The organism is Acinetobacter sp. CIP 102129, assembly GCF_000368305.1.
In the GTDB taxonomy this organism is placed as follows: domain Bacteria; phylum Pseudomonadota; class Gammaproteobacteria; order Pseudomonadales; family Moraxellaceae; genus Acinetobacter; species Acinetobacter parvus.
Map to the genome: position 1 here is coordinate 151,024 of NZ_KB849341.1, position 22,306 is coordinate 173,329.

Annotated in this window: 20 protein-coding genes and 2 pseudogenes; 9 read left to right on the forward strand and 13 right to left on the reverse strand. The window is 40.8% G+C overall.

Going from position 1 to position 22,306, the window contains the following annotated elements; translation table 11 throughout:
* Positions 1-282: 282 nt before the first annotated feature.
* From F973_RS08775 to F973_RS08795, 4 genes and pseudogenes are all read left to right on the forward strand, one after another.
* The gene (locus F973_RS08775) at positions 283-816 is read left to right on the forward strand and encodes a glycine zipper domain-containing protein (RefSeq protein WP_004761287.1); all 534 of its coding nucleotides are present in this window, start codon (positions 283-285) and stop codon (positions 814-816) included.
* Positions 817-935: 119 nt separating this feature from the next.
* Positions 936-1,960: pseudogene (locus tag F973_RS14710) on the forward strand (transposase).
* Between the two features lie 37 nt (positions 1,961-1,997).
* The gene (locus F973_RS08790) at positions 1,998-3,110 is read left to right on the forward strand and encodes a hypothetical protein (RefSeq protein WP_004761292.1); all 1,113 of its coding nucleotides are present in this window, start codon (positions 1,998-2,000) and stop codon (positions 3,108-3,110) included.
* A gap of 175 nt (positions 3,111-3,285) precedes the next feature.
* On the forward strand, positions 3,286-3,756 hold the full coding sequence (locus F973_RS08795; protein ID WP_004761293.1) for a hypothetical protein: 471 nt from the start codon (positions 3,286-3,288) through the stop codon (positions 3,754-3,756).
* Between the two features lie 42 nt (positions 3,757-3,798).
* Here F973_RS08795 and F973_RS08800 read toward each other — a convergent pair whose 3' ends face one another.
* The 3 genes from F973_RS08800 to F973_RS08810 are packed head-to-tail and all read right to left on the reverse strand — an operon-like array spanning position 3,799 to position 4,861.
* A complete protein-coding gene (locus F973_RS08800) occupies positions 3,799-4,122 on the reverse strand; it encodes a type II toxin-antitoxin system HicB family antitoxin (protein WP_004678285.1) in 324 nt (107 codons plus the stop codon).
* A gap of 8 nt (positions 4,123-4,130) precedes the next feature.
* Positions 4,131-4,376 (reverse strand): hypothetical protein, encoded by a 246-nt coding sequence (locus F973_RS08805; RefSeq protein ID WP_004678286.1) that lies wholly within the window; start codon positions 4,374-4,376, stop codon positions 4,131-4,133.
* A gap of 53 nt (positions 4,377-4,429) precedes the next feature.
* Positions 4,430-4,861: an Arc family DNA-binding protein gene (locus tag F973_RS08810; protein ID WP_004761294.1), complete on the reverse strand. Its 432-nt coding sequence runs from the start codon at positions 4,859-4,861 to the stop codon at positions 4,430-4,432.
* 75 nt (positions 4,862-4,936) lie between these two features.
* On the opposite strand from F973_RS08810, the pseudogene F973_RS14715 reads away from it, so the two are divergent.
* Positions 4,937-5,612: pseudogene (locus tag F973_RS14715) on the forward strand (IS701 family transposase); the annotation flags it as partial.
* A 319-nt stretch (positions 5,613-5,931) separates the two neighbouring features.
* Here the strand turns inward: F973_RS14715 and F973_RS08825 are convergent.
* The 3 genes from F973_RS08825 to F973_RS08835 form a co-directional block, all read right to left on the reverse strand.
* Entirely contained in the window at positions 5,932-8,196 is a 2,265-nt protein-coding gene (locus tag F973_RS08825) for a bifunctional prephenate dehydrogenase/3-phosphoshikimate 1-carboxyvinyltransferase (protein ID WP_004761300.1), read from the reverse strand.
* A 75-nt stretch (positions 8,197-8,271) separates the two neighbouring features.
* A complete protein-coding gene (pheA, locus tag F973_RS08830; protein ID WP_004679698.1) occupies positions 8,272-9,381 on the reverse strand; it encodes a prephenate dehydratase in 1,110 nt (369 codons plus the stop codon).
* Between the two features lie 365 nt (positions 9,382-9,746).
* Complete coding sequence (locus F973_RS08835; RefSeq protein ID WP_004761303.1) at positions 9,747-10,892, reverse strand: acyl-CoA dehydrogenase family protein; 1,146 nt, start codon at positions 10,890-10,892, stop codon at positions 9,747-9,749.
* Between the two features lie 249 nt (positions 10,893-11,141).
* Here F973_RS08835 and F973_RS08840 point away from each other — a divergent pair, with 249 nt between their 5' ends.
* A complete protein-coding gene (locus F973_RS08840; RefSeq protein ID WP_171062329.1) occupies positions 11,142-12,140 on the forward strand; it encodes a glycosyl transferase family protein in 999 nt (332 codons plus the stop codon).
* Positions 12,141-12,184: 44 nt separating this feature from the next.
* On the opposite strand, the gene F973_RS08845 is transcribed toward F973_RS08840, so the two are convergent.
* A complete protein-coding gene (locus F973_RS08845; RefSeq protein WP_004679703.1) occupies positions 12,185-12,457 on the reverse strand; it encodes a YeaC family protein in 273 nt (90 codons plus the stop codon).
* Positions 12,454-13,362: an NAD(+) kinase gene (locus F973_RS08850; RefSeq protein ID WP_004679704.1), complete on the reverse strand. Its 909-nt coding sequence runs from the start codon at positions 13,360-13,362 to the stop codon at positions 12,454-12,456. The genes F973_RS08845 and F973_RS08850 overlap by 4 nt, the downstream gene beginning before the upstream one ends.
* Before the next feature lie 233 nt (positions 13,363-13,595).
* Between F973_RS08850 and mrcB the strand changes: the two genes are divergently transcribed.
* Together mrcB and F973_RS08860 are read left to right on the forward strand one after the other, a co-directional pair.
* The gene (mrcB, locus tag F973_RS08855; protein ID WP_004761305.1) at positions 13,596-16,001 is read left to right on the forward strand and encodes a penicillin-binding protein 1B; all 2,406 of its coding nucleotides are present in this window, start codon (positions 13,596-13,598) and stop codon (positions 15,999-16,001) included.
* Between the two features lie 19 nt (positions 16,002-16,020).
* On the forward strand, positions 16,021-16,593 hold the full coding sequence (locus tag F973_RS08860) for a tetratricopeptide repeat protein (RefSeq protein WP_004761306.1): 573 nt from the start codon (positions 16,021-16,023) through the stop codon (positions 16,591-16,593).
* Between the two features lie 7 nt (positions 16,594-16,600).
* Here the strand turns inward: F973_RS08860 and F973_RS08865 are convergent, their stop codons facing one another.
* Positions 16,601-17,524, reverse strand: a complete 924-nt coding sequence (locus tag F973_RS08865; RefSeq protein WP_004761307.1) for a thiamine phosphate synthase — start codon at positions 17,522-17,524, stop codon at positions 16,601-16,603.
* A 161-nt stretch (positions 17,525-17,685) separates the two neighbouring features.
* Here F973_RS08865 and hemP point away from each other — a divergent pair, with 161 nt between their 5' ends.
* Complete coding sequence (gene hemP / locus F973_RS08870; RefSeq protein WP_004679713.1) at positions 17,686-17,856, forward strand: hemin uptake protein HemP; 171 nt, start codon at positions 17,686-17,688, stop codon at positions 17,854-17,856.
* Positions 17,857-17,947: 91 nt separating this feature from the next.
* On the opposite strand, the gene F973_RS08875 is transcribed toward hemP, so the two are convergent.
* From F973_RS08875 to F973_RS08890, 4 genes are all read right to left on the reverse strand, one after another.
* Positions 17,948-19,282 (reverse strand): sensor histidine kinase, encoded by a 1,335-nt coding sequence (locus F973_RS08875; RefSeq protein WP_004761308.1) that lies wholly within the window; start codon positions 19,280-19,282, stop codon positions 17,948-17,950.
* 4 nt (positions 19,283-19,286) lie between these two features.
* Positions 19,287-19,946 carry a response regulator transcription factor gene (locus tag F973_RS08880; RefSeq protein WP_004761309.1) on the reverse strand — a complete coding sequence of 220 codons (660 nt, stop codon included), beginning with the start codon at positions 19,944-19,946 and terminating at the stop codon, positions 19,287-19,289.
* A 107-nt stretch (positions 19,947-20,053) separates the two neighbouring features.
* A complete protein-coding gene (locus tag F973_RS08885; RefSeq protein WP_004761311.1) occupies positions 20,054-20,419 on the reverse strand; it encodes a NirD/YgiW/YdeI family stress tolerance protein in 366 nt (121 codons plus the stop codon).
* A gap of 85 nt (positions 20,420-20,504) precedes the next feature.
* A complete protein-coding gene (locus F973_RS08890) occupies positions 20,505-22,283 on the reverse strand; it encodes a type IV pilus assembly ATPase TfpB (RefSeq protein WP_004761312.1) in 1,779 nt (592 codons plus the stop codon).
* Positions 22,284-22,306: the final 23 nt, after the last annotated feature.

A 22,306-nucleotide genomic window follows, 5' to 3' on the forward strand; every position in this document is an offset into this window, starting at 1 on the left:
TCATTTGAAAATCATATTGTGGAATAACCCTTAGAGATAGATCTGTGCAAAAAAGCCGCTTGCATATACATTTAGTTGCCATTATTAAATGTCAACCGACCCTAATATTTCAATATGTTTCTTTTGTTACTAAACACTATAAATTTTAACTTTTAATAAAATATTAGGCCTTTTTTTTAACAAAATCCTATTTTATTGTGGAATAGACAATTTAAACATCACTGAAGATTTTATTAAGAATGTAACTCTTACGGTGATTTATCCATTTTAAGGAGAATAGAAATGACACATGCAGATGATTTTGATCGTGAGCAAATTAAGAATGCTCCAGATGAAGTTAAAAAAGAGTTGAATGCCGATCCAATTACTGGAGAGCCTGGTTCGCATCCTGTAGGAACAGGCCTGGGTGCGGTAGGTGGAGCAGCGGCAGGCGCTGCTGTAGGTAGTGTTGGTGGGCCATTGGGTACATTGGTTGGTGGAGCAGTTGGTGCTGTCGTGGGTGGTTTGGCAGGTAGTGCGGTTGGTGAAGCGATTGATCCAACGGTTGAAGATGCCTATTGGCGTGAAAACTACATTAATCAGCCTTACTATGGTACAACCAAGGCAAATTATCCAGACCTGAATTATGAACGGGATTACCAGCAGGCGTATCGTTTAGGTTATGACAATGATGCAATTTATGATCCTGATGTGGCATTTGAAGAGATTGAGCCAGAGCTAAAAGTCAATTGGGAAAAATCAAGAGCTGAATCACGCTTGTCTTGGGATGAGGCAAAACTTGCTTCCCGTGATGCCTGGAATCGTAATCGTAAATAACCAGATTAACTTATTCTGAAAAAAGAAAAGCCTTTTATTAAGGCTTTTCTTTTTTATATTTTCTAGGACTTACGCATTGACGGATTCAAAAAAGTATTAAAATACTTTATAACGTATCTGTGATCAGACGAACTAAACATGCTTCTACAGCAACTTGTACATTACCCATTTATATGGGCTTTCTCATGACAAAACCGAACTCTATTCGCTGCACGCAAATTGCCGAGACTTATAATATCTCGCATGATAGTGTAAATCGCTTTCTAGAGCGTGAAGACTACACACCTCACGACCTATATCAAGAAGCAATTCAACATATTGATAATAATGAACTTATAATCAGTATTGATGATACTGTTTTAGATAAACCATATAGTCAACATATGGACTTGGTTAGCTATTTTTGGTCAGGTAAACACCACCGATCCGTCAAGGGTATTCATCTCATTACCTTGTATGCGACAGATCAAATCAAAATATTCCAATTAATTTTTGAATTTATGACAAATCTAAAGGTAAAACCAAGAATGATTACTTTATGGATATGTTAAGTGAAGTACTCAGTTGGGGTGCAAAGATTCAATTTATTACAGGTGATAGTTGGTATTCATCGACTGAAAATCTAAAAACCATAAGAAAATATGGTATTCGATTTATGTTTGGTGTCGACAGTAACCGTAAGGTTTCCCCAGAAAAAGGACAATGGTTTCAACTGCGTTTATTGCCAGATTTCCATCAGGGTCAAGTGGTCTGGCTCAAAGATTTTGGCTTTGTACAATTATTTAAGACTCAGTTAAAAGAACAGCAGAGGTTTTATATTGTGTATCAAGATGAAGATGATTTATTGTCCTTTGAGGGTTTTCATGAATTACATTCAAGTCATTGGAAAATAGAACAATATCACCGAGTGATTAAACAGGTTTGTCATATTGAAAAGTTTCAGGTAAGACGATCTAAACTGATTTTGAATCATATTTTTTCAGCCTTAATGGCCTACGTTGAGATACAAAAGAACCAGTTTGAGCGGATCTTTGAAAATGTATATCGTTGGCAGAAGAAATTATTTAGACCAATGATCAAAAACTTCATTGATCACTTTATTCTCGATAAAAATCATCTGCTACCACAGAGAGTCTATAAATAACAGTGCGTAAGTCCTATCATCTTAAAAGGAATAGAAAATGTCATCATTATTTTATATTTGGGATGCCAAACAACACCATCCTGATGTTGAAATTAACGATCTTGAACAAGCAGAATATTATGCGACACATCCACAGTATACGGGGTATAGTGAGAATTTAGCACAATGTTTACGTGCTATTATTAAAATAGTGACTGACCCAGAACTTTCAGAAAACTTTGATCAGGATATTATAGATTTTTTTGATAATGCAGAGGGATATATTGTGCCAACACAAGAGAATGTGTTGGATATAGATCGCTATTTCTTTGAAAAAAGTCAATATTTATATAAAGTTGTTGTTGAAGCGATTATAAAATATGATGTGGTAGGCTTTGATGCAGGGGCTTATATTTTCTTCAGTAAAGATAAAATATTTCCAAAACAGAACAGTATTCAACGCTGGTTAAGTACAGTTCAACCCATTACCAAAGATCAGTTAAGCCAGTTTAAAGTATTACCAGCCAGTCAGGATAAATTGGTTCAGTTCTATCATCAGTGGTTAAAGGAAAATGAAAATATATTGGGTTTTTGGGATAAAGAAAAAAATCAGAATAATCAAGGGTTCGGTTTGTATAGAGATTTTAGTCAAAATATATATGAAAAAATTCTTATAGTAACTGCATCAAATTTATCTAAATATGAACTAGGTTATTCTCATGTTTCTTTAAGCAGTTATATTCAAGTTTCTGAAGATAAGGCTTTTACTATTCTTAGACAACATCCGATTAAAGATTTTACCCTACAATATATACCAGAACTGCATGGGGTTGAGGGTAAACCCTTGGCGATAACACACCCTAAACAGCTTGAAAGTATTTTTAAACAAATTTATGATTTTTTAATTTATGATGCTGAACAACACAAAGATTTAGAAACATTAAATCAGTGGATTAATCATGGTGATGAAAAAAAATATATAATAGGTAATGCAGTAGTAAATCGGCTGGCTTTCGCTAAATACTTAAATGATCCTCTATATGATCAACTAATTCAGGAAGCTTTATCTTATGTTGAAAGAGGAGCTAAAGCTCTACCTCATCTTGCTAATTGGACAATAGAGAAATTGTACGAAGAAGTTGAGAAAAGATATAATAGTATCGTATCCTAAAATTATTTGATAGATTTTTATAAAAATGAGTTATTTAATAGCTCATTTTTGTATTTTAATAGTTTTAAAAGGAATAGAAAATGTCCTCATTATTTTATATCTGGGATGCGAGGTAGCACTATCCTGATTTTGTTTAGTCGAAACTTATACTTCAACAGCAAACCAAGTCTATGCAATGGTCGGACAAACAACCTATCTACCAATGATTGCAGCCTATAGTAATGATCAGGATGGTTCAGAAACCATCAAACTGGAGTTGTCAGGCTTTAGTCAGGGTACGGTACTGACCGATGGAACGAACTACATCACCATTAGTTCAACCCAGCAATGGATAGATATCAGCACATGGGACTGGACACAGTTACGCTTTGCTAGTAGCAAAAATCAGGATATGACCATACAGGTCAAAGCCACAGCGATTGAACAAAGCAACCAGCACAGTGCAAGCACGATAAAGAACATTGCGATCAAAATGTTAGATGGACAGGCTTGTGTCAATCCATGGCAGTTGGTGAATGGCTTTGTATCAACGTGGATAAACCAAATTCCATCTGTTTCTTTAACAGTGAAAGCACAGTGTGCAAAATACTGGATAAAACGACCACCTATTCCTGTTCGTAACATACCAGTCATTCCTATTTCTTGAACCACTTGGATATGAGACAAAATCTCATATCCTTTTAACTGGTTACATAGCTAATTTTGCGGATACTAAACGATTCATACTTACACCACGTTCTGCTGCTTCTAATGCTAGTTTTTGATGAACCATTGATGGAACACGTACAGCAAAACGACCACTATATTTCTTCTCTGAAAGTGGCACTGGTACTTTTTCATTATTACTGATCATATCGGCTACAACCTCAGCAACAACATTAACAATACCTGAAAATGCTTTAGATTGATCTGCATCAAGCCAAGATAATGATGGAAATTCAGCACATTGTCCAACGTATTCATTATCTTCTGCTGACCACATAACACGGTAAGTATATTGCTTACTATCCATTTTCCACCTCACAATACGTTAAGTTTATCGAGTGCAGCCAAAACTTGCTTCACTTGGTATGGTTTAGCTTTCCCACCATCATCTTGAAGGTTTATACGAGGATCGCCTTGCCACGGTGTTTTAAATACGGTGTGACTACCACCTGTTTGTCTTGGCTCACCAAAATACTGTTTGCAAACCTTGATTAAATCCACAAAACGAATATTTTTTGGATTATTCCGCATTTGCTCTATGAGTTGATCAATATTAGCCATTAATATGCTCAATAATTCCAATCTCTAAATAGTATCAATAATGGTACTATTATTCAAGTGCTGATTTCACCATCACCATGTACAAGCCAAGACGGATTAACCTTTAGATACTCTGCTATTTCTCGAAGTTGATGGAAAGATGGTTCATGTTTACCTTGTATCCAATCTAATACAGGTTCAGCAGTTTCATATCCTAGTTGTTCAGCAATGTGTGTATATTTAATTTCTTTTACCTGTAATGAATTAAACAACTCTATTGCTTTAGTTAAGCGATTTGATAGTTCTTTCTTGCGATCAATAAGTTGATATTGGTTCAATACACTATTATTGTCTAATTTTTTAAAGTTAAAGCTTTTTTCTAATCGTGCCACAATTTCAGCATTCATAGATCGTTTCAAGCCTTGAGCTTCATTTTCAATTTTTAACTTTAATGTTGTTGGTAATCTAAGTTTAAATTGTGCATCTACTGTTTGTGGTTTATTCATTTTCGGCTCATTACGAAAGGAACGACTGGTACGTTACGAACAAGAATGGGTGGTATGTTTATGCAGGAATATGCAAATAAACTTATAGTCAGTATTGATGATACTGTTTTAGATAAACCATATAGTCAACATATGGACTTGGTTAGCTATTTTTGGTCAGGCAAACACCACCGATCCGTCAAGGGGATTAATCTCATTACCTTGTATGCGACAGATCAGAATGGTCAAAATATTCCAATTAATTTCCGAATTTATGACAAATCTGAGGGTAAAACCAAGAATGATTACTTTATGGATATGTTAAGTGAAGTACTCAGTTGGGGTGCAAAGATTCAATTTATTACAGGGTCAAGTGGTCTGGCTCAAAGATTTTGGCTTTGTACAATTATTTAAGACTTAGTTAAAAGAACAGCAGAGGTTTTATATTGTGTATCAAGATGAAGATGATTTATTGTCCTTTGAAAGTTTTTATGAATTACATTCAAGTTATTGGAAAATAGAAAAATATCACTGGGTGATTAAACAGGTTTGTCATATTGAAAAGTTTCAGGTAAGACGATCTAAACTGATTTTGAATCATATTTTTTCAGCCTTAATGGCCTACGTTGAGATACAAAAGAACCAGTTTGAGCGGATCTTTGAAAATGTATATCGTTGGCAGAAGAAATTATTTAGACCAATGATCAAAAACTTCATTGATGACTTTATTCTCGATAAAAATCATCTGCTACCACAAAAAGTCTATAAATAACAGTGCCTAAGTCGTATATATACAATTATCTTTAATTGATTAGCCAATTGTCTTACTTGTTTTGCTAAATTGATAAATTTAGACCTGATTAGATATGTATAGTCAAATCATTATAGAACTAATACAACTCAATCGATGAATTATTTCGATTTTTTTTCGAATCCTGTATGGATAATAAAGTAGTTTGACTATACATATCCAAACCCAACATTTTTATTATTTAAACGTTTTATTATCATGATAAACAAGCTGTTTTTATTGATAACCGAATAAGAAATGCAGCATTTGAGCAAGCCAGACACTGCATTTTCCGATTAACTTATTGATCTACAACCTGTAAATCTAGCCCTGCCGCATTGGCAAGTTCGGTAAAGGTGGGGAAACTGGTTGCCACTGTTTCCGTACCGTGAATGATGATTTCGCCCGAAGTACGTAACCCTGCAATACTGAAACTCATGGCAATACGATGGTCATGGTGTGATTCAATTTTTCCACCTGTGAAAATTGCTGACCAGTCACCAGACTTACCCTTACCCTCAATGATAATGCCGTCCTCAGTTGGGGTGCAATCAATACCCATGACTTTCAAGCCATCCGCCATCACCTGAATACGGTCAGATTCTTTCACGCGAAGTTCCGCAGCGCCAGTCAGAACAGTTTGACCTTCCGCACAGGCAGCCGCAATAAACAAGGCAGGAAATTCATCAATCGCCAAAGGTACCTGATCTTCAGGCATGTGAATACCTTTGAGTGTACTAGATCCCTTGATATGAATATCGGCAATCGGCTCACCGCCAGCGATGCGTTCATTTTCAACACTGATGTCCGAACCCATTTGCTTGAGGATTTCAATCACACCTGTACGGGTTGGGTTGATGCCCACTGCTTCAAGGATCACATCAGCACCCTCGGTAATCGCAGCACCGACCATAAAGAATGCAGCAGATGAAATGTCTGATGGCACCTGAATATCTGTACCAACCAGTTTACCACCACCAACCAGCGAGATTTTATTGCCCTCGGTTTTTACCTCATAACCAAAGGCACGCAACATACGCTCAGTATGGTCACGGGTCGGCTCTGGTTCAGTCACAGAAGTCTCACCCTCAGCCCATAAACCTGCCAGTAAAATCCCTGATTTCACCTGAGCCGAAGCCATTGGCAAATCGTATTGAATACCTTTTAAAGCTTGACTGCCTGTAATGCTGACTGGCGGCGTACCTTTCTCACCTGTGGTTTGAATTTGCGCACCCATTAAACGTAATGGTTTTGCAATACGCTCCATTGGACGTTTAGACAATGACGCATCACCTGTCATCACCGAATCAAACTTTTGTGCTGACAACATACCAGATAGCAGACGCATACTTGTGCCTGAGTTACCCATATATAAGGCACTGGCAGGTGCTTTTAAACCTTGCATGCCCACGCCATGAATGGTCACCTCACCATTTTTTGGGCCTTCGATGCTGACCCCCATATCACGGAATGCCTGTAAAGTTGCTAACGCATCTTCACCCTCAAGGAAGCCAGTCACATGGGTTGTACCCTCAGCAATCGCCCCAAACATGATGGAGCGATGTGACACTGACTTATCACCTGGCACGGTGAATTTACCTGTAAATGTTTTCTTGCCTGGTAAAATGGTAAATTGCTGTGTCACCTTGTTTTTCTCCATCAAAGGTTTTTTGGCTAACATATGGTTAAAGTGTTGGCGTGCCGCTTGCGCATGTCCAAGCAGCCCCATCAACGCCTGAGAATCTTCATTTTCAATCAGTTGCTTTAAAACAGAAAGTTGCTGCTCAAAGCCAGCAACGGCATTGAGAATTGCGTTTTTATTGGCAAAGAAAATGTCATGCCACATCTGTGGATCACTGGCCGCAATCCGAGAGAAATCCCGAAAACCACCCGCTGCATAGCGGAAAATATCCAGATTATCTTCACGGTTGGCCAGTTGCTCAACCAAGTTGAACGCCATCAAATGCGGTAAATGACTGGTATGCGCCAACACTTCATCATGTTTCGACACATCCATACAAATCACTTCCGCTTTGGCGACTGACCAAAGCTGAATCAGTTTCTGCACCGCCCAATCTGCACTACTTGGCAAAGGCGTTAGAATCACTTTATGGTTAGCAAATAAATCGACTTTACCTGCATGTACACCTGTATGTTCCGCACCTGCAATTGGATGCCCAGGTACAAAACCAACAGGCAGATTTTCACCAAACACTGCCTTCGCTGCATCCACCACATTGCCTTTGGTACTACCCACATCGGTAATGATGACATTCTCTGCAAGATAAGGTTTGATCTGTTCCAACACTTTTTGTGTGGCACGAACAGGCAATGCCAAAACAATTAAATCCGCACCCTGGACTGCTTCTTCAGGATTTGTATAACCATGTTGAATTAGACCGAGTGCTTTGGCATCTTCCAATGTTTTTTTTGAGCGTGTTGAAGCCACAATTTCAGACGCAAGCTGTTCCGCCACAATCACACGTGCCAGACTTGAACCAATCAGCCCAAGTCCGATAAAAGCGACTTTTTTAAACAATACTTTGGAAACAGCTGCTTGTGACATAAAAAATATTTGCCTAGTAAGACGATTTTGATATGGATAGATGATTCATCCACCTATCCATACGATAAAACAGTTTTATAAAACAGCGATTGGATAAGAACCCAGTACACGTAACTCTTTGACCATTGGACGGATTTCATCTAGTGCAGCCGCCACATTGTCCTGATCAATATGCCCCTCCAGATCAATGAAGAACACATAGGCCCATTTTTCTGGTAGAGCTGGACGAGTTTCAATACTGGTCAAGCTGATTTGATGCTTGGCAAATGGCGCAAGAATTTCCAGTAAAGCTCCTGCACGATCATGTGCTGAAATCAACAATGAGGTCTTATCATTGCCACTTTGTGGAATTTTCTCACGACCAATCACCAGGAAGCGTGTGGTATTTTCAGGATTATCTTCGATATTGCTATATAAAATCTCAAGGTTGTACATGCTGGCTGCGATATCAGAGGCGATTGCAGCAGAATGCCATTCGTTACGAATACGGCGAGCCGCTTCCGCATTTGAGTTTAGTGCAACACGCTCTACTCCAGGATAATGCGCATCTAACCACTTACGGCACTGCGCCAAGGTTTGCTGATGTGCATAAATCTGCTTAATGCTGTCTTTACGGGTATTTTCAGAAACAAGGAATTGATGATGAATACGCAATTCAACTTCACCAATCACATTCAGGCTAGAAGCCTTAAAACAGTCCAGTGTATGGTTAACAATTCCTTCTGATGAGTTTTCAACAGGAACCACGCCATAATGCGCACTACCCGCCTCCACTTCACGGAACACTTCATCAATGGTTGGCAATGGACGAACCACTGCATCATTACCAAAATGTTTCAGCACCGCGGAGTGGGTATAGGTTCCTTCTGGCCCTAAAAAAGCAATACTTTGCGGGGCCTCAAGTGCCAGACATGCCGACATGATTTCGCGGAACAAACGCGCCATCGTTGCATCGGACAAAGGTCCCTGATTACGCTCCATCACTTTACGCAAAACCTGAGCTTCACGTTCAGGGCGATAAAACAGTGGGTTGTCTTCGGCTGCAAACTTCGCCTTGGCTACGGCTTCCGCCAATGTGGCACGGCGATTGAGTAATTCTTGGATTTGTTGATCAACACTATCAATATCGTTACGAATTTGTTCTAAATTAAGTGAAGTCGATGTGTTTTGTCCATCGTTTACCATTGAATGCAGCCTCAGCAAAATCATCTATAAGAATGGATTACAATTCATCTGTGAATTGGTTATCTTGGCTAGTATAACAAGACTTTAAGCTATTAAACACGCTGAGTTTTAACTCTTTTCATGACTCAACTTTATTGATAATGATTTTCATTATATGTTTGATGCTAAATTTCAGTTCTCGTGGGCTTTGTTGCACAAATAGCTAACACTATGATTTTATTATATTTATTTTTATTAAAATTTTAGGAAAAACCTTAAAAATCAGTATCTTGCAAAATATTTATGCAACAAAGCCTACCCCAATAGAAAAATAGTATCTATCAAAAAACAGCCTGCTCGAAAGCAGGCCGATTTATCAAGATTAATTAAGCTTTACCAATCAATCCACGTGCCACGATTTCTTTCATGATTTCATTGGTACCACCGTAAATACGCTGGATACGTGCATCAACAAAGAAGCGTGAAATTGGATATTCAGTCATATAACCATAGCCACCAAATAACTGAAGCAAGTTGTCAGCAACTTTCATTTGCATGTCAGTACTGAAGCTCTTGAGTGCAGCCGCAGTTTCAACATCCAGTTTACCCTCATTATATAAGGCCACGTTTTGATTATAGAAAGCGGCAGTTGCCAATTCATCAATCTTCGCCTGAGCTAAGACAAAACGTGTGTTCTGGAAGTTAGCAATCGCCTGACCAAATGCCTGACGCTCTTTCACATATTGGATCGCAAGATCAATTGAACCACGAATTGCTCCCAAAGAGGTCGCTGCGATTGCAGTACGCTCACGAGGTAATTCCTGCATCAAATAAGCAAAACCTGAACCTGCGTTACCCAACAACTGGTCTTTAGGTACTTTGACATTATCAAAGAAAAGCTCTGAGGTATCCTGTGAATGCAGACCAATTTTGTCTAAGTTCGTGCCCTTTTTAAAGCCTTCCAAATGGGTATCAACCAATAATAAAGACACACCTTTGGCACGAGCTTGCGGATCAGTTTTCACTGCCAGAACCACAACATCAGCATGCTGACCATTTGAGATAAAGGTTTTAGAACCATTTAACACATAGTGATCACCCTGCAAAATTGCACTGGTACGCATGGCCTGCAAGTCTGAACCAGCACCAGGCTCAGTCATACCAATTGCACCCACCACTTCACCAGACACCATTTTTGGCAACCAATACTGTTTCTGTTCTTCTGACCCAATATGTTGGATATATGGTGCAGCAATTTCAGAGTGACACGAAATACCAGTTGATAAGGCACAATAACCAGCACGCGCAGATTCTTCAACCAACATCAATGAATAATGGGTTGGTACGCCATAACCACCATATTCTTCTGGCACGTCTACGCACAGGAAGCCATTTTCACCCAATAATGTCCAGACAGAACGCGGCATAATGCCCTCACGTTCCCATTTTTCATAATGAGGTGCAATGTGTTCACTCATAAAACGTTTAAAGTTGTCACGGAAGAGTTCCAAATCTGCATCATAAGCTAACATCTTTATTTCCTTTCGCTTTCATTTTTCTTGAAAATTTGCTTCGCAACCATGCTAATGATTTTTAGGTAGGATGTCATGTCCCTTTTGCATCAAATCACCCGACTGATGCGGTCAATAATTTTGTTTGCAGTGGTTATTTTCGAGACCCAATTGCTTATTGAATAAACAGAAGTTCTGATTTTTTACGCTAAATGCATCACTTTTATGTCATATTAATTTTAATTCTTCACCATGACTGCAAATACGATCATGAATACCAAACGCAATATTTATAAAGATGCTGAACATCCTTTCGCCCAATACATACGAATCGTTGGTAAGGGTAAGACGGGTGCGCGTTCACTGAGTTATGATGAGGCCTATCAGGCTTTTAGCATGATCTTAAAAAATGAAGTGCTTGATGTTCAATTGGGTGCTTTTTTAATGTTGTTACGGGTTAAGGAAGAATCTGTTGATGAACTGGCTGGTTTTGTCCAGGCAACGCGTGATCAACTTAATTTTCAACCGCTAGATGTTGATCTGGATTGGTCATCATATGCAGGAAAACGTAAACATTATCCATGGTTTTTATTGGCAGCCTTAACACTGGCCCATCATGGTTATAAGATCGTGATGCATGGTGCATCGGGTCATACCATTAACCGTGTTTATACAGAACAGGTTTTACAATACTTAGGCTATTCAATCTGCCAAAATGAACAGGAGGTTAAACAACAACTAGAAAGACATAACTTTGCCTATTTGCCTCTTGAAGTGATCTCACCAATTTTAAGTGATCTGATTTCATTGAGAAATGTGATGGGCTTACGTTCACCCATTCATACCCTTGCCCGCCTGATTAATCCTTTTAATGCCAAAGCCACTTTACAGGCCATTTTCCACCCTGCTTATCGAACCTCACACCAACACACCGCGTTCCGTTTAGGTTATCAAAATAGTGCGGTGATTAAAGGTGAAGGAGGTGAATTTGAGCGTAACCCTGATGCAAAAACCCTTATTTGTGGGATTAAAAATGGTGAGTTATATGAGTATGAATTACCCAAACTGACACCTGAACGTAGCCCTATTGAAGAAGAGCTCGATCTTGAAGTGTTTAAAGCGGTTTGGCTTGGTCAGCAGCAACATGACTATGGTGAAATGGCCGTCACTGAAACCATCGGAATCGCTTTATATACGATGGGTGTGGTCAGTAGTTTTGATGAGGCGATGGTTAAAGCAAAAGAGCTTTGGGAAAGTCGAAAAATTTAGGCTTCATTCATTAAAAAACCCAGTGTTTTTACTGGGTCTTTAATTTAAACAAACCGAATTGGTTTAAATTCAGGTTCATGTTTGTGATGGTCATCATCACATTCCTCACCCTCTTCCTTTGTACCACGATCAATATAGCCACTACGCTGTTCTTCTGGTAAATGTTTCATTTCCCATGCATAAACAGCCTGCATACAGGTTTCACGTTGTTCTTTGGTCAATGCAATACCATTTGGCCATTTGCCAATTTCAACGGCTGTTTTTAAGCGCTCAACAATTTCAGGATTTAAAACAGCGAGCATTTGTTCAATATTCATGAGTCATCCTGTTGAAAAGATTCGAAATCTTGATTCCAGCCCAGTTTAGTACGGCAAGCCATATAAAAATCGTACCCAGGCGGATGTAATAAGCTTAGTTTAAATGGATGTTTGCGAATATGCACAGTGTCACCCACATTTAATGCAACACTATGTTGTCCATCGGCGCTGACCATGGGTAAAACCCGATTTTCACGAATGGTAATTTTAATCTCACTTTGTCCACCAACCACAATCGGACGGGAGGATAAGGTATGCGGATGCATGGGCACCAATGCAATCGCATCCATACTTGGATGCAAAATAGGTCCACCACCAGACAATGCATATGCTGTCGAACCCGTTGGTGTGGAAACAATTAAACCGTCACTGTGCTGACGATAGACATATTGCCCATCAATACTGAGTTCGAAATCAATCATATGGACTGATCGTCCAGAATGTAGAACCACATCATTTAATGCAATTGCATCATAAATGGTTTCACCATTAGACCGAATTTCCATTTCCAGCAGGAAACGGCGATCCAGTTGAAAATGTCCCTGCAACACCTGATCTAGCTTAAAGATTGCTTCAGCAGGTTTAATATCGGTTAAAAAGCCCAGTCGCCCACGGTTAATCCCAATCACAGGAGTATTGTATCGAACCAAGGCACGTGCAGCATGTAGTAGCGACCCATCACCGCCCACTACAATCACTAAATCCACGACTTCGCCCAATAAATTACGGCTGACAGTCTGTCCATGGCTATAAGGTACGAGTTTCGCTGTTTCCTGATCAAAGACAGGATTTAAACCTAAGGTGATCAAGTGATCATGAATCAAACATAAGGTTTCTACTACAGAATCTTTATCTGGTCGCCCAATCAAACCAATATTTCGAAAGGATTTATGTGAAATTTGCACGAATAATTCAGCTCCGCTGCGCTTCCTGACTATCATATCATTAACTATCAGAAATTCGTTGACGATTGTTAAAAAGTATAAAAATGTCTATTCGTTGTTTTTTTACTCAGTTAATGTCAACACATTCTTAAATTTTTTGTTGCATGTTGCTATTTATTCACAGTTTTACGATTGCAAATTGCGCATAAGCTATCGCATCATTAACCCCATTGTTTTGATTTTAACGCAAATCTATGAAGTGTGAACGTGGTATCGGTTTTCTTGCGCTAATTTTTTCCATTTTAGTGATTGGTGTTTTTATTGCCTTTAGTATCTATCTGATCCGTCTGGATAATATTATTCGCAATAAGTTTGAAGGTCAGCGCTGGGATATTCCAGCCAAGGTATTTGCTCGTCCTCTAGAAATCTATGCAAATGCGCCAATTACTCAGGAAAACTTCATTCAGGAACTGAAATTACTGGGTTACAAAAATACCACAAATTATGAAAAATCAGGTAGCTATGTCACCCAAGGCAACCAGATGTATGTCCATACACGTGGTTTTGACTATGGTGACAGCAATGAACCTGAACAGGTGCTTGAAATTGGTTTCCTGAATGGGCAGGTTGGTGAAATCCGTTCCACCAAACCATCAAGCACAGGCATTGCACGGCTGGAACCTTTATTGATTGGTGGTATTTACCCTCAGCATAATGAAGATCGCGTACTCATTAAACTAGATAAAGTACCAAAAACACTGATTGAGGCTTTGATCTCAACTGAGGACCGCAACTTCTATCACCATCACGGTGTTTCAGTTCGTGGCACTGCACGTGCTCTAGTCAGCAATGTGACGGGTGGTAAACGTCAAGGTGGATCAACACTCACACAACAGTTGGTGAAAAACTTTTATCTTTCTCCTGAAAAAACCCTGAAACGTAAAGTCAATGAAGCGCTGATGGCCTTATTGATTGAACTGCATTACAGCAAGGATGAAATTCTTGAAACCTATCTGAATGAAGTGAATTTAGGTCAAAATGGCAGTTATTCCATCAATGGTTATGGTCTGGCTTCACAGTTCTATTTTGGTTTACCTTTACGTGAATTGAATATTTCCCAACAAGCCTATTTGGTTGGTTTAGTACAGGGTCCTTCTTTATATAACCCTTGGCGTAATCCTGAAGCGGCAAAAAAACGCCGTGATGTTGTACTGAACAACATGAAAGTTATGGGCTATCTCAGTGAGGCGGAATATCAGGATGAAATTGCACGTCCTTTAAATGTAGTGAGCAAACCGACTCTAGGACCTGCGAAATTCCCTGATTTCCTTGATATTGTCCGTCGTCAGCTACGCACCGAATATCAGGAAAGTGACATTACCAATCAGGGTTTAAGAATTTTTACCACACTAGATCCAATCACACAGATTCAGGTGCAAAATGCGTTTAAAAATTCAGTTGATCGTCTGGCGAATGCCAATCCTGCCCGTTTAAAGAACTTACAGGGTGCCATTGTTGTCGCTCATCCAGACAATGGTGAACTGGTTGCCGCTGTGGGATCGACTCAAGACTTTACAGGTTTTAACCGTACACTGGATGCTAAACGTCAAGTGGGTTCATTACTGAAACCTGTCATCTATTTAAGTGCACTTGAGTCAGGCCGTTATACATGGGCTAGCCCAATTGAAGATACAGCCATCAGTATTCCAATTGATGGTTATAAAAACTGGACACCCAAAAATTATAGTGGTGGTGAGCATGGTGTGGTTCCAATGCAGCAGGCTTTGGCAAATTCATACAACCTTTCTACTGTACGTTTGGCGAACGAGTTTGGCCTATCTACATTCACAAATAAGCTCAGACAGTTTGGGGTAAGTTCAGATATTCCAGCCTATCCATCCATTTATCTGGGGGCGGTGAATATGTCACCAATGGAAGTGCTGAGCGTTTATGGAAACTTTGCCACAGGTGGCTTTAAATACCCTACCCGTTCTATCCGCACTGTTGTGGATGCAAAAGGGCATTTATTGGAGCGTTATGGTTTGAATGTACAGCAAACCATTGACCCCGCCACCGCCTATATCCTGAATTATGGTTTACAGCAAGTCATGCGTTCAGGTACAGGCCGCTCTGCCTATGGCAGCTTGCCTGAATCACTGAATCTTGCAGGAAAATCAGGAACAACCAACGATACACGCGATTCATGGTTTGCTGGTTATTCTGGCAATCATGTCGCTGTGGTCTGGTTAGGGCTGGATGACAACAAGGTTACTGGTCTGACAGGTTCCTCTGGTGCATTGCCAGTCTGGACCAATGTCATGAAACAGCTTCGTCAGGAACCTGTAAATCTTCGTCAAACCGACAACGTTCAATGGCAGTGGATTGATAGCGCCAGCGGTGAGCTTTCTGCCGAGGGCTGTGATGGCGCATTGTATATTCCATTGCTTCGTCAAACTGTACCTCGCCATGCAACGGTTTGCGGTCAGTCTCATTATGAAGTTGAACCAACCTATATACCTCAGGGTGGTACATCAGAAAATGATCATGATGATGGCACAAACAATTATATTCGGGAAAGCGAAAACCAGATGGACAATGATTTATCAAATCATACGCCAACACGCATCATTTCCAGTGGTAGCTACAGCGGTGAAAATTAATTTCTACAGGGATTTGGACATGATCAAGAAAATAACTTTCGCAATTGGTGTACTTGTACTGGCTGGCTGTACCGCCACTCCAGAAAAAGTCACGACCACTAAACCTGTTAATCCAGCAGCAGGCACGAATACGCAGAAGAAAAAAGTGACTCCGCCTGCTTCTGGCGTGAAAGTCATTCCGTATGACCAAAAAGAGATTAAACGGCAAACCGTGACACCACAGGTGGTGGTACCTGAACAAAAGGTGAAGCAGAAGTTTAGTAATGATGGTGCTCAACTCCCCGCCTTTAGAACCCTGATGCAAAAAACCCAGACCGCTTATAAAAGTCAGCAACTCGCGGAAGCAGAACGTTATGCGCTTCAAGCCCAACGGATTGCACCACAGGCTTCTGAAACCTATTTATATCTGGGTCTAATCGCCAACCAGCGAAAAGAGTATGCCAATGCCGAGGCTTTAGCGCGCCGTGGTTTAAGCTATGCACAGAGCAATGCCATGAAAAAGCAGCTTTGGACAATTGTGCTTCGTGCCAGCGAAGCACGTAATCATCCAGTCAAGGCACAGGAAGCGAAAAAAGCAATTCAGTCACTTTAGAGCCTTGTTACTGGATTGATTCAAACTGGCGAATCCCCGCAAGCCCATAAGCATGATGTTTTTGGGCTTGTTCCAGATCAGTAGGCGCAACACCACCCAAAGCAAAAACAGGAATATCACTTTTTCCAGCGAGTTCAGCAAAACCGTCCCATCCCAACACTTTTGTTTCTGGATGAGTCTCAGTTATATTCACAGGACTTAAAAACACCGCATCACAGCCAATATGATGTGCATGTTGCAATGAAACTGCATCATGGCACGCTGCAATAAAACGTTTCCCTACAATTAATTCTCCTTTCTTTAATCCCATCAGCTGTGATTGTTTTAGATGAACCGTGTTAATTTTTTCCTGACATGCTGAATCCAGCTGATTGCAGATTTCAAAATTCACAATGAGTTTTTGATACTTCTCATCAGTGAGTGTTTCTAACTGCTGCTCAATCGCATCAATATTTTCATCCTGTGTCCGCCAATAAAATAAACTTTCCTGCTGCGGGAGTTTGACCAACTGTTCATTCACCTTAATCAGATGTGGCCACACCAAACGTTGCAGAATCACGTCATTGGCTTTAGGAAAATTTAATTCTTTCAGTTGGTCACGACTGTACCAAGCCCAAGGCTGGTGAATCAGTTCCAGTAACGCATCAGGGACATAGGCATGAAAAATATGCAAGTTCACAATCACATCATCATATTCATGGCGAATCACATCAAAACGATGCCAGTCCTTTAAGCCAATGCCCACCTCCTCATAAATTTCCCTGCGGCAGGTCTGCTCAGGTGTTTCTCCCTGCTCAACCTTGCCCCCAGGAAATTCATGCTTATTGCCCTGATGTTGGTTGGCCTGACGCCACCCCACCAATACCTTGGATTTATGCAATAAAATTGCAATTGCGACATCAATGACGCTCTTTGCTATCACAGTCCACATCCCTCATCTCTACAGAGTAAATCCCTGTCATTCATCAATTTGCACATCGTTCTGAAAAAACTTATAAATGATTTTGTAAATTATTCAAATTTACGTTGACAGGTATATTTGATAATGATTATCATTTAAAACGTTAGATAATACGCCACGGAGCATAACAAATGAACGCACCATTTAACCTATTTACTCGTAGCACTGATGCAACTCAATCCTTACCAATGCTGCATTCAAACAACCTATTTGCCTTAGGCCGCGAAATTCGCATTATGCACGCTGGTGAAGAGTATCGCCTACGCCTCACCCGTAACAACCGTCTGATTTTAACCAAGTAAAATAATAGTAATCGGATAATAATAAACGTGGAAATAGCAGTATGTTCAGCGCGTACTGCTTTTTAATTCATCTAGAAACCAAAATAAAGCTTTAGACAAGCAATCTGATCACGACTTTTAATCCGCCATATGAAGATGGCAACAATTCCATTTGCCCATGATGTAATTCGATAATTTTCCTACAAATGGATAAGCCTAAGCCTGATCCCTGGGTTTTGGTTCCCAACGCACGATAAAAACGTTCTCCCAAATGCTGCAATACTTCTGGGTCGATACCTTGTCCCTCATTTTCAATAATAAGCTGTAAATACTGTCCCTGCTTATCTAAAGTGATATAGACACAGCCTTTTTCTAGCGTATAGCGTATGGCATTGTCCAGCACATTACGAATACAGGTAAAAATCAGTTGTTGATTGGCAAAAATCATATCTTCGTGCTCTGCCACTACTATCCGCTGCTGAATCTGGATTGCCTTTTGCTTGATAAAGGGTGTTAGAGCCTGAATCGCCTCGTCAATCACCGGGTGCAAGGCAAAATGTGTCTTGGGCAGGGTCTCAGCATGTTCAGGGTCTAAACGTGCCAGCAACAGCAAATTTTCCAGCGTTTGGATCCCTCGACTAATATCCTGCTGCATGGAGGCAAAATCACTGGCGCGTTCTGGATATTTACGTTGTAAAAGCTGTAAACGCATTTGAATTGCAGATAAGGGCGAACGCAGCTCATGCGAAGCATCCGCAGTAAAACGCTGTTCGGCTTTTAGCGATTGATCCAGACGTTGCAACAAGTGATTTAATTGCCCCAGCATCGGCTGCAATTCTTTAAATTCAATGCTGGAGGACTGGATTGGAGTGAGATCATCGGCATTTTTCTCTGAGATTTGATCGGATAACTGATGAATCGCCCTAAACTGCCGTTTGACCAGAACATGCAGCATGATCCACTGCATCAGCCACAACATGATCAGAATGACAGAATAGCCAGCAAAGCTATGCATCAATTCTTTAAAGCGATCACCCAAAGGTTGTAATAGCAATACCTGCATGTGGGACTGGTGATCTTCCACCCGATAACTACGCCAGAGCTGTCGCTCCTGCCAGATAAAGCTATATTGATCATCACCTGTATTTAAGGTGTAATACTGTTGCTCAAGCTGAAAATCCTCGGACTGGGTCAGAATCTGTTGCTGGTAGCTCAGGCGATACTGGATATCAAACTGGTCACTCAGTTCATCAATCTGCGGCCCCGAAGTTGAGGTCAGATCAGCAATCAGTAACATATCTGAGATTTCATCCATGATTTCATCTTGAACCTGCATGGTTTGATAGATTGAAATCACCACAAATAGAAGCAATGCCACAGAACCCGCAATCACTGAACTAATCAGTGAGGTTTTAATCAGCCTGTTTTGTAGCGACACCACTTTCATAAACTTAATCCTGATGCATCCGATAGCCTAAACCACGAATGGTTTTGATATATTGTCCGCCAATTTTTTTGCGAATTTGGTAGATATACACCTCGATGGCATTACTCTCGATCTCCTCGCCCCAGGCATACAGTGATTCTTCCAGTTGCTCACGGGTCAGGATATGTTCTGGTTTTTGCATTAATTTATGTAAAATCTGAAATTCTTTTGCAGTCAGGTTGATGACTTGACCCGCTTGCGTCAGGGTCTTGGCTTGCGGATCAAGCTGAAGATTGGCAAAAGTCAAATACTGGCCTGTCTGAGTCTGGTGTTGCCTCAGTTGTGTGCGCACCCGTGCTGACAGTTCTTCCAAATTAAATGGCTTAACCAGATAATCATTGGCTCCCAAATCCAGCCCCTCAATCCGATCATGAATGGCATCTTTGGCGGTAATAAAAATGACGGGCGTATTGGAATTTCGATGGCGAATAGTTTTTAGAATGTCATCACCCGAAGCTTTAGGCAAACCCCGATCCAGCAGGATACAATCATATTGATGCTGCTCAGCCGCCAGTATCGCATGATCACCCCGTTCTACCCAGTCGACGCTATAGCCATCCAGTTCCAGCCAGTCCTTGATACTTTCTGCCTGAGAGGCATCATCCTCAGCCAATAAAATTCGCATAAAGCCATACTAGCATCTGATCCATCCACATCCATCATGCCTTTAAAATAAATCACATGCAAAAAAACCACATGCTAAACATGTGGTTTTTGATGATATTTCAATGATTAGAATTTCACCTGATCTACATCCACTTCTACACGTTTGGTCGGTTTATAATCAATGTCGATTTCACCAATAAGCGTCACAGGAGTTTTGGCAGAAACAGGCTGTCCTTGCCATAAATCATCATCAATATTAACGGTGATGCTGCCTGTCTGGTCGCTAAACTGATATTTTTCATCACCTGTTGCTTTGACTACATAACCCTTAAGCTGAACAGGCGTATCATCCTTTAAGGTCAATGCCTGTTTCACCGTAGTAATTTGTGTAGGCGCCAATGCCTGCTGATTGACTGCTGTCGTATTCGCAACCGCAAATGTTGTCGCACCAACCAGACCTGCAATTACAGCAACTTTAGAAAATACGTTCATTTTAATTTCCTCATCTTTGTTGATCATCTCGATGTGGTCATTAAAACAAAACAAGATGAGGTGAATCTGAAGAACTAAAAACTGCTTAATTTAATGGCACAACCCGAAGCACTTCTTCCAGTGTGGTCATACCCTCAATCACCTTGCGTGCCCCTGCAATACGCAACGGTTCAATACCCTCTTTCTTGGCTTGCGCACGTAAATGATCCAGTGTGCCATTCGCACTAATGATGGACTTTAATTCCAGACTGACTGGCATAAACTCATAAATCCCGACACGCCCTTTATAACCCGTTTGGCGGCACGCCTCACAACCCACAGCCTTATACATGGTGGTGGGCATATCCATCATATAGTCAAAAGTCAGGTGTTCCCATTCCTGCTCATTGATGGCGGTTTGCTGTTTGCAATGCGGACAAAGGCGACGCACCAGACGCTGTGCCAATACACCCAGAATCGTGGCTGCGGTCAAAAATGGCTGTACTCCCAGATCATGCAGACGGGTCAAACTGGATGGCGCATCATTGGTATGCAGGGTTGAGAGTACCAAATGTCCTGTTAAAGCTGCCTGAATCGCCATATTGGCAGTATCATGGTCACGAATTTCCCCAACCATAATAATGTCAGGGTCTTGACGCATGAGGGCACGCACCCCATCGGCAAAGCCTAGCTCAATGTTTGGATTGACCTGCATCTGGTTAAAACTTGGTTCCAGCATTTCAATCGGGTCTTCAATGGTACAGACATTGACCTGTTCCGTTGCCAGTTGTTTAAGCGATGAATAAAGTGTGGTGGTTTTACCAGAACCTGTTGGCCCTGTCACCAGAATAATCCCGTGGCTATGCTGGGTCAGTTGTTGCCAGCTTTGTAAGAGATGTCCCTCAAAACCCAACTGCTGAAAACTGCGTACCAATACTTCTGGATCAAAAATACGCATCACCAGCTTTTCACCAAAGGCAGTTGGCAAAGTGGAGAGACGCAATTCGGTTTCCTGACCTTTTGGTGTTCGTGTCTTTAGACGTCCATCCTGTGGTTTACGCTTTTCTGCCACATTCATCCGACCCAGAATTTTAATACGGGAAATCACCGCAGTTAGTGTATTGGCAGGCATGTTATAAATGGTATGTAACACGCCATCAATTCGGAAACGCACCTTACCCTTGTCTTTTCGGGGTTCAAGGTGAATATCGCTGGCCCCTTGTTCAAAGGCAAATTGCAGCACCCAGTCCACCAATTTGACAATATGCTGGTCATTGGCATCGGGATTCTGGGTATCGCCCAACTGTAACAAGGCCTCAACGCCTTTATTATCACGGTCAAAGGCACTGGTGTTTTGTGATGAACTGACCGCACGACTAACCTGATAATATTCCACCAGATAGCGCTGTAATTGCTCAGGATTGAGTAACACTCGTTCAATCTTTCTGGGCGCTAAACTACGCTCCAGATTATTCTGCCATTCCGTTAAAAACGGCTGATCTGTCCCAATCAAAATCCGATCTGAATGTACTTCAATGGCCAGAATATGATTCCGTACCGCAAATTCCTGTGACATAACGCTGGTTAATGCCGCCACATCAGCTTTTAGTGGATCAATCACAAATAAGGGAACTTCGGCTTTTTCAGCTAACCACTGACATAAACGATTCAGGGTTAAGGTCGTGGCAGGATTGAGTTGATCCTTTAAATTAAAATTGGCAACCCACTGTAAAGGATGCCATTTCAACTGGTCTTTTTGCCGATGTGTAGTTTGAATAAACAGTTTATCCCGTTCAGTAATCCGTCCATCTTTTTGTAATTGTTCCAGACACCACGTCACATCAATTGAAAAAGAAAAACTTGCAAATTTTGCCTGCGCTTGCATAACCGTCAAATCCCCAAATTTAT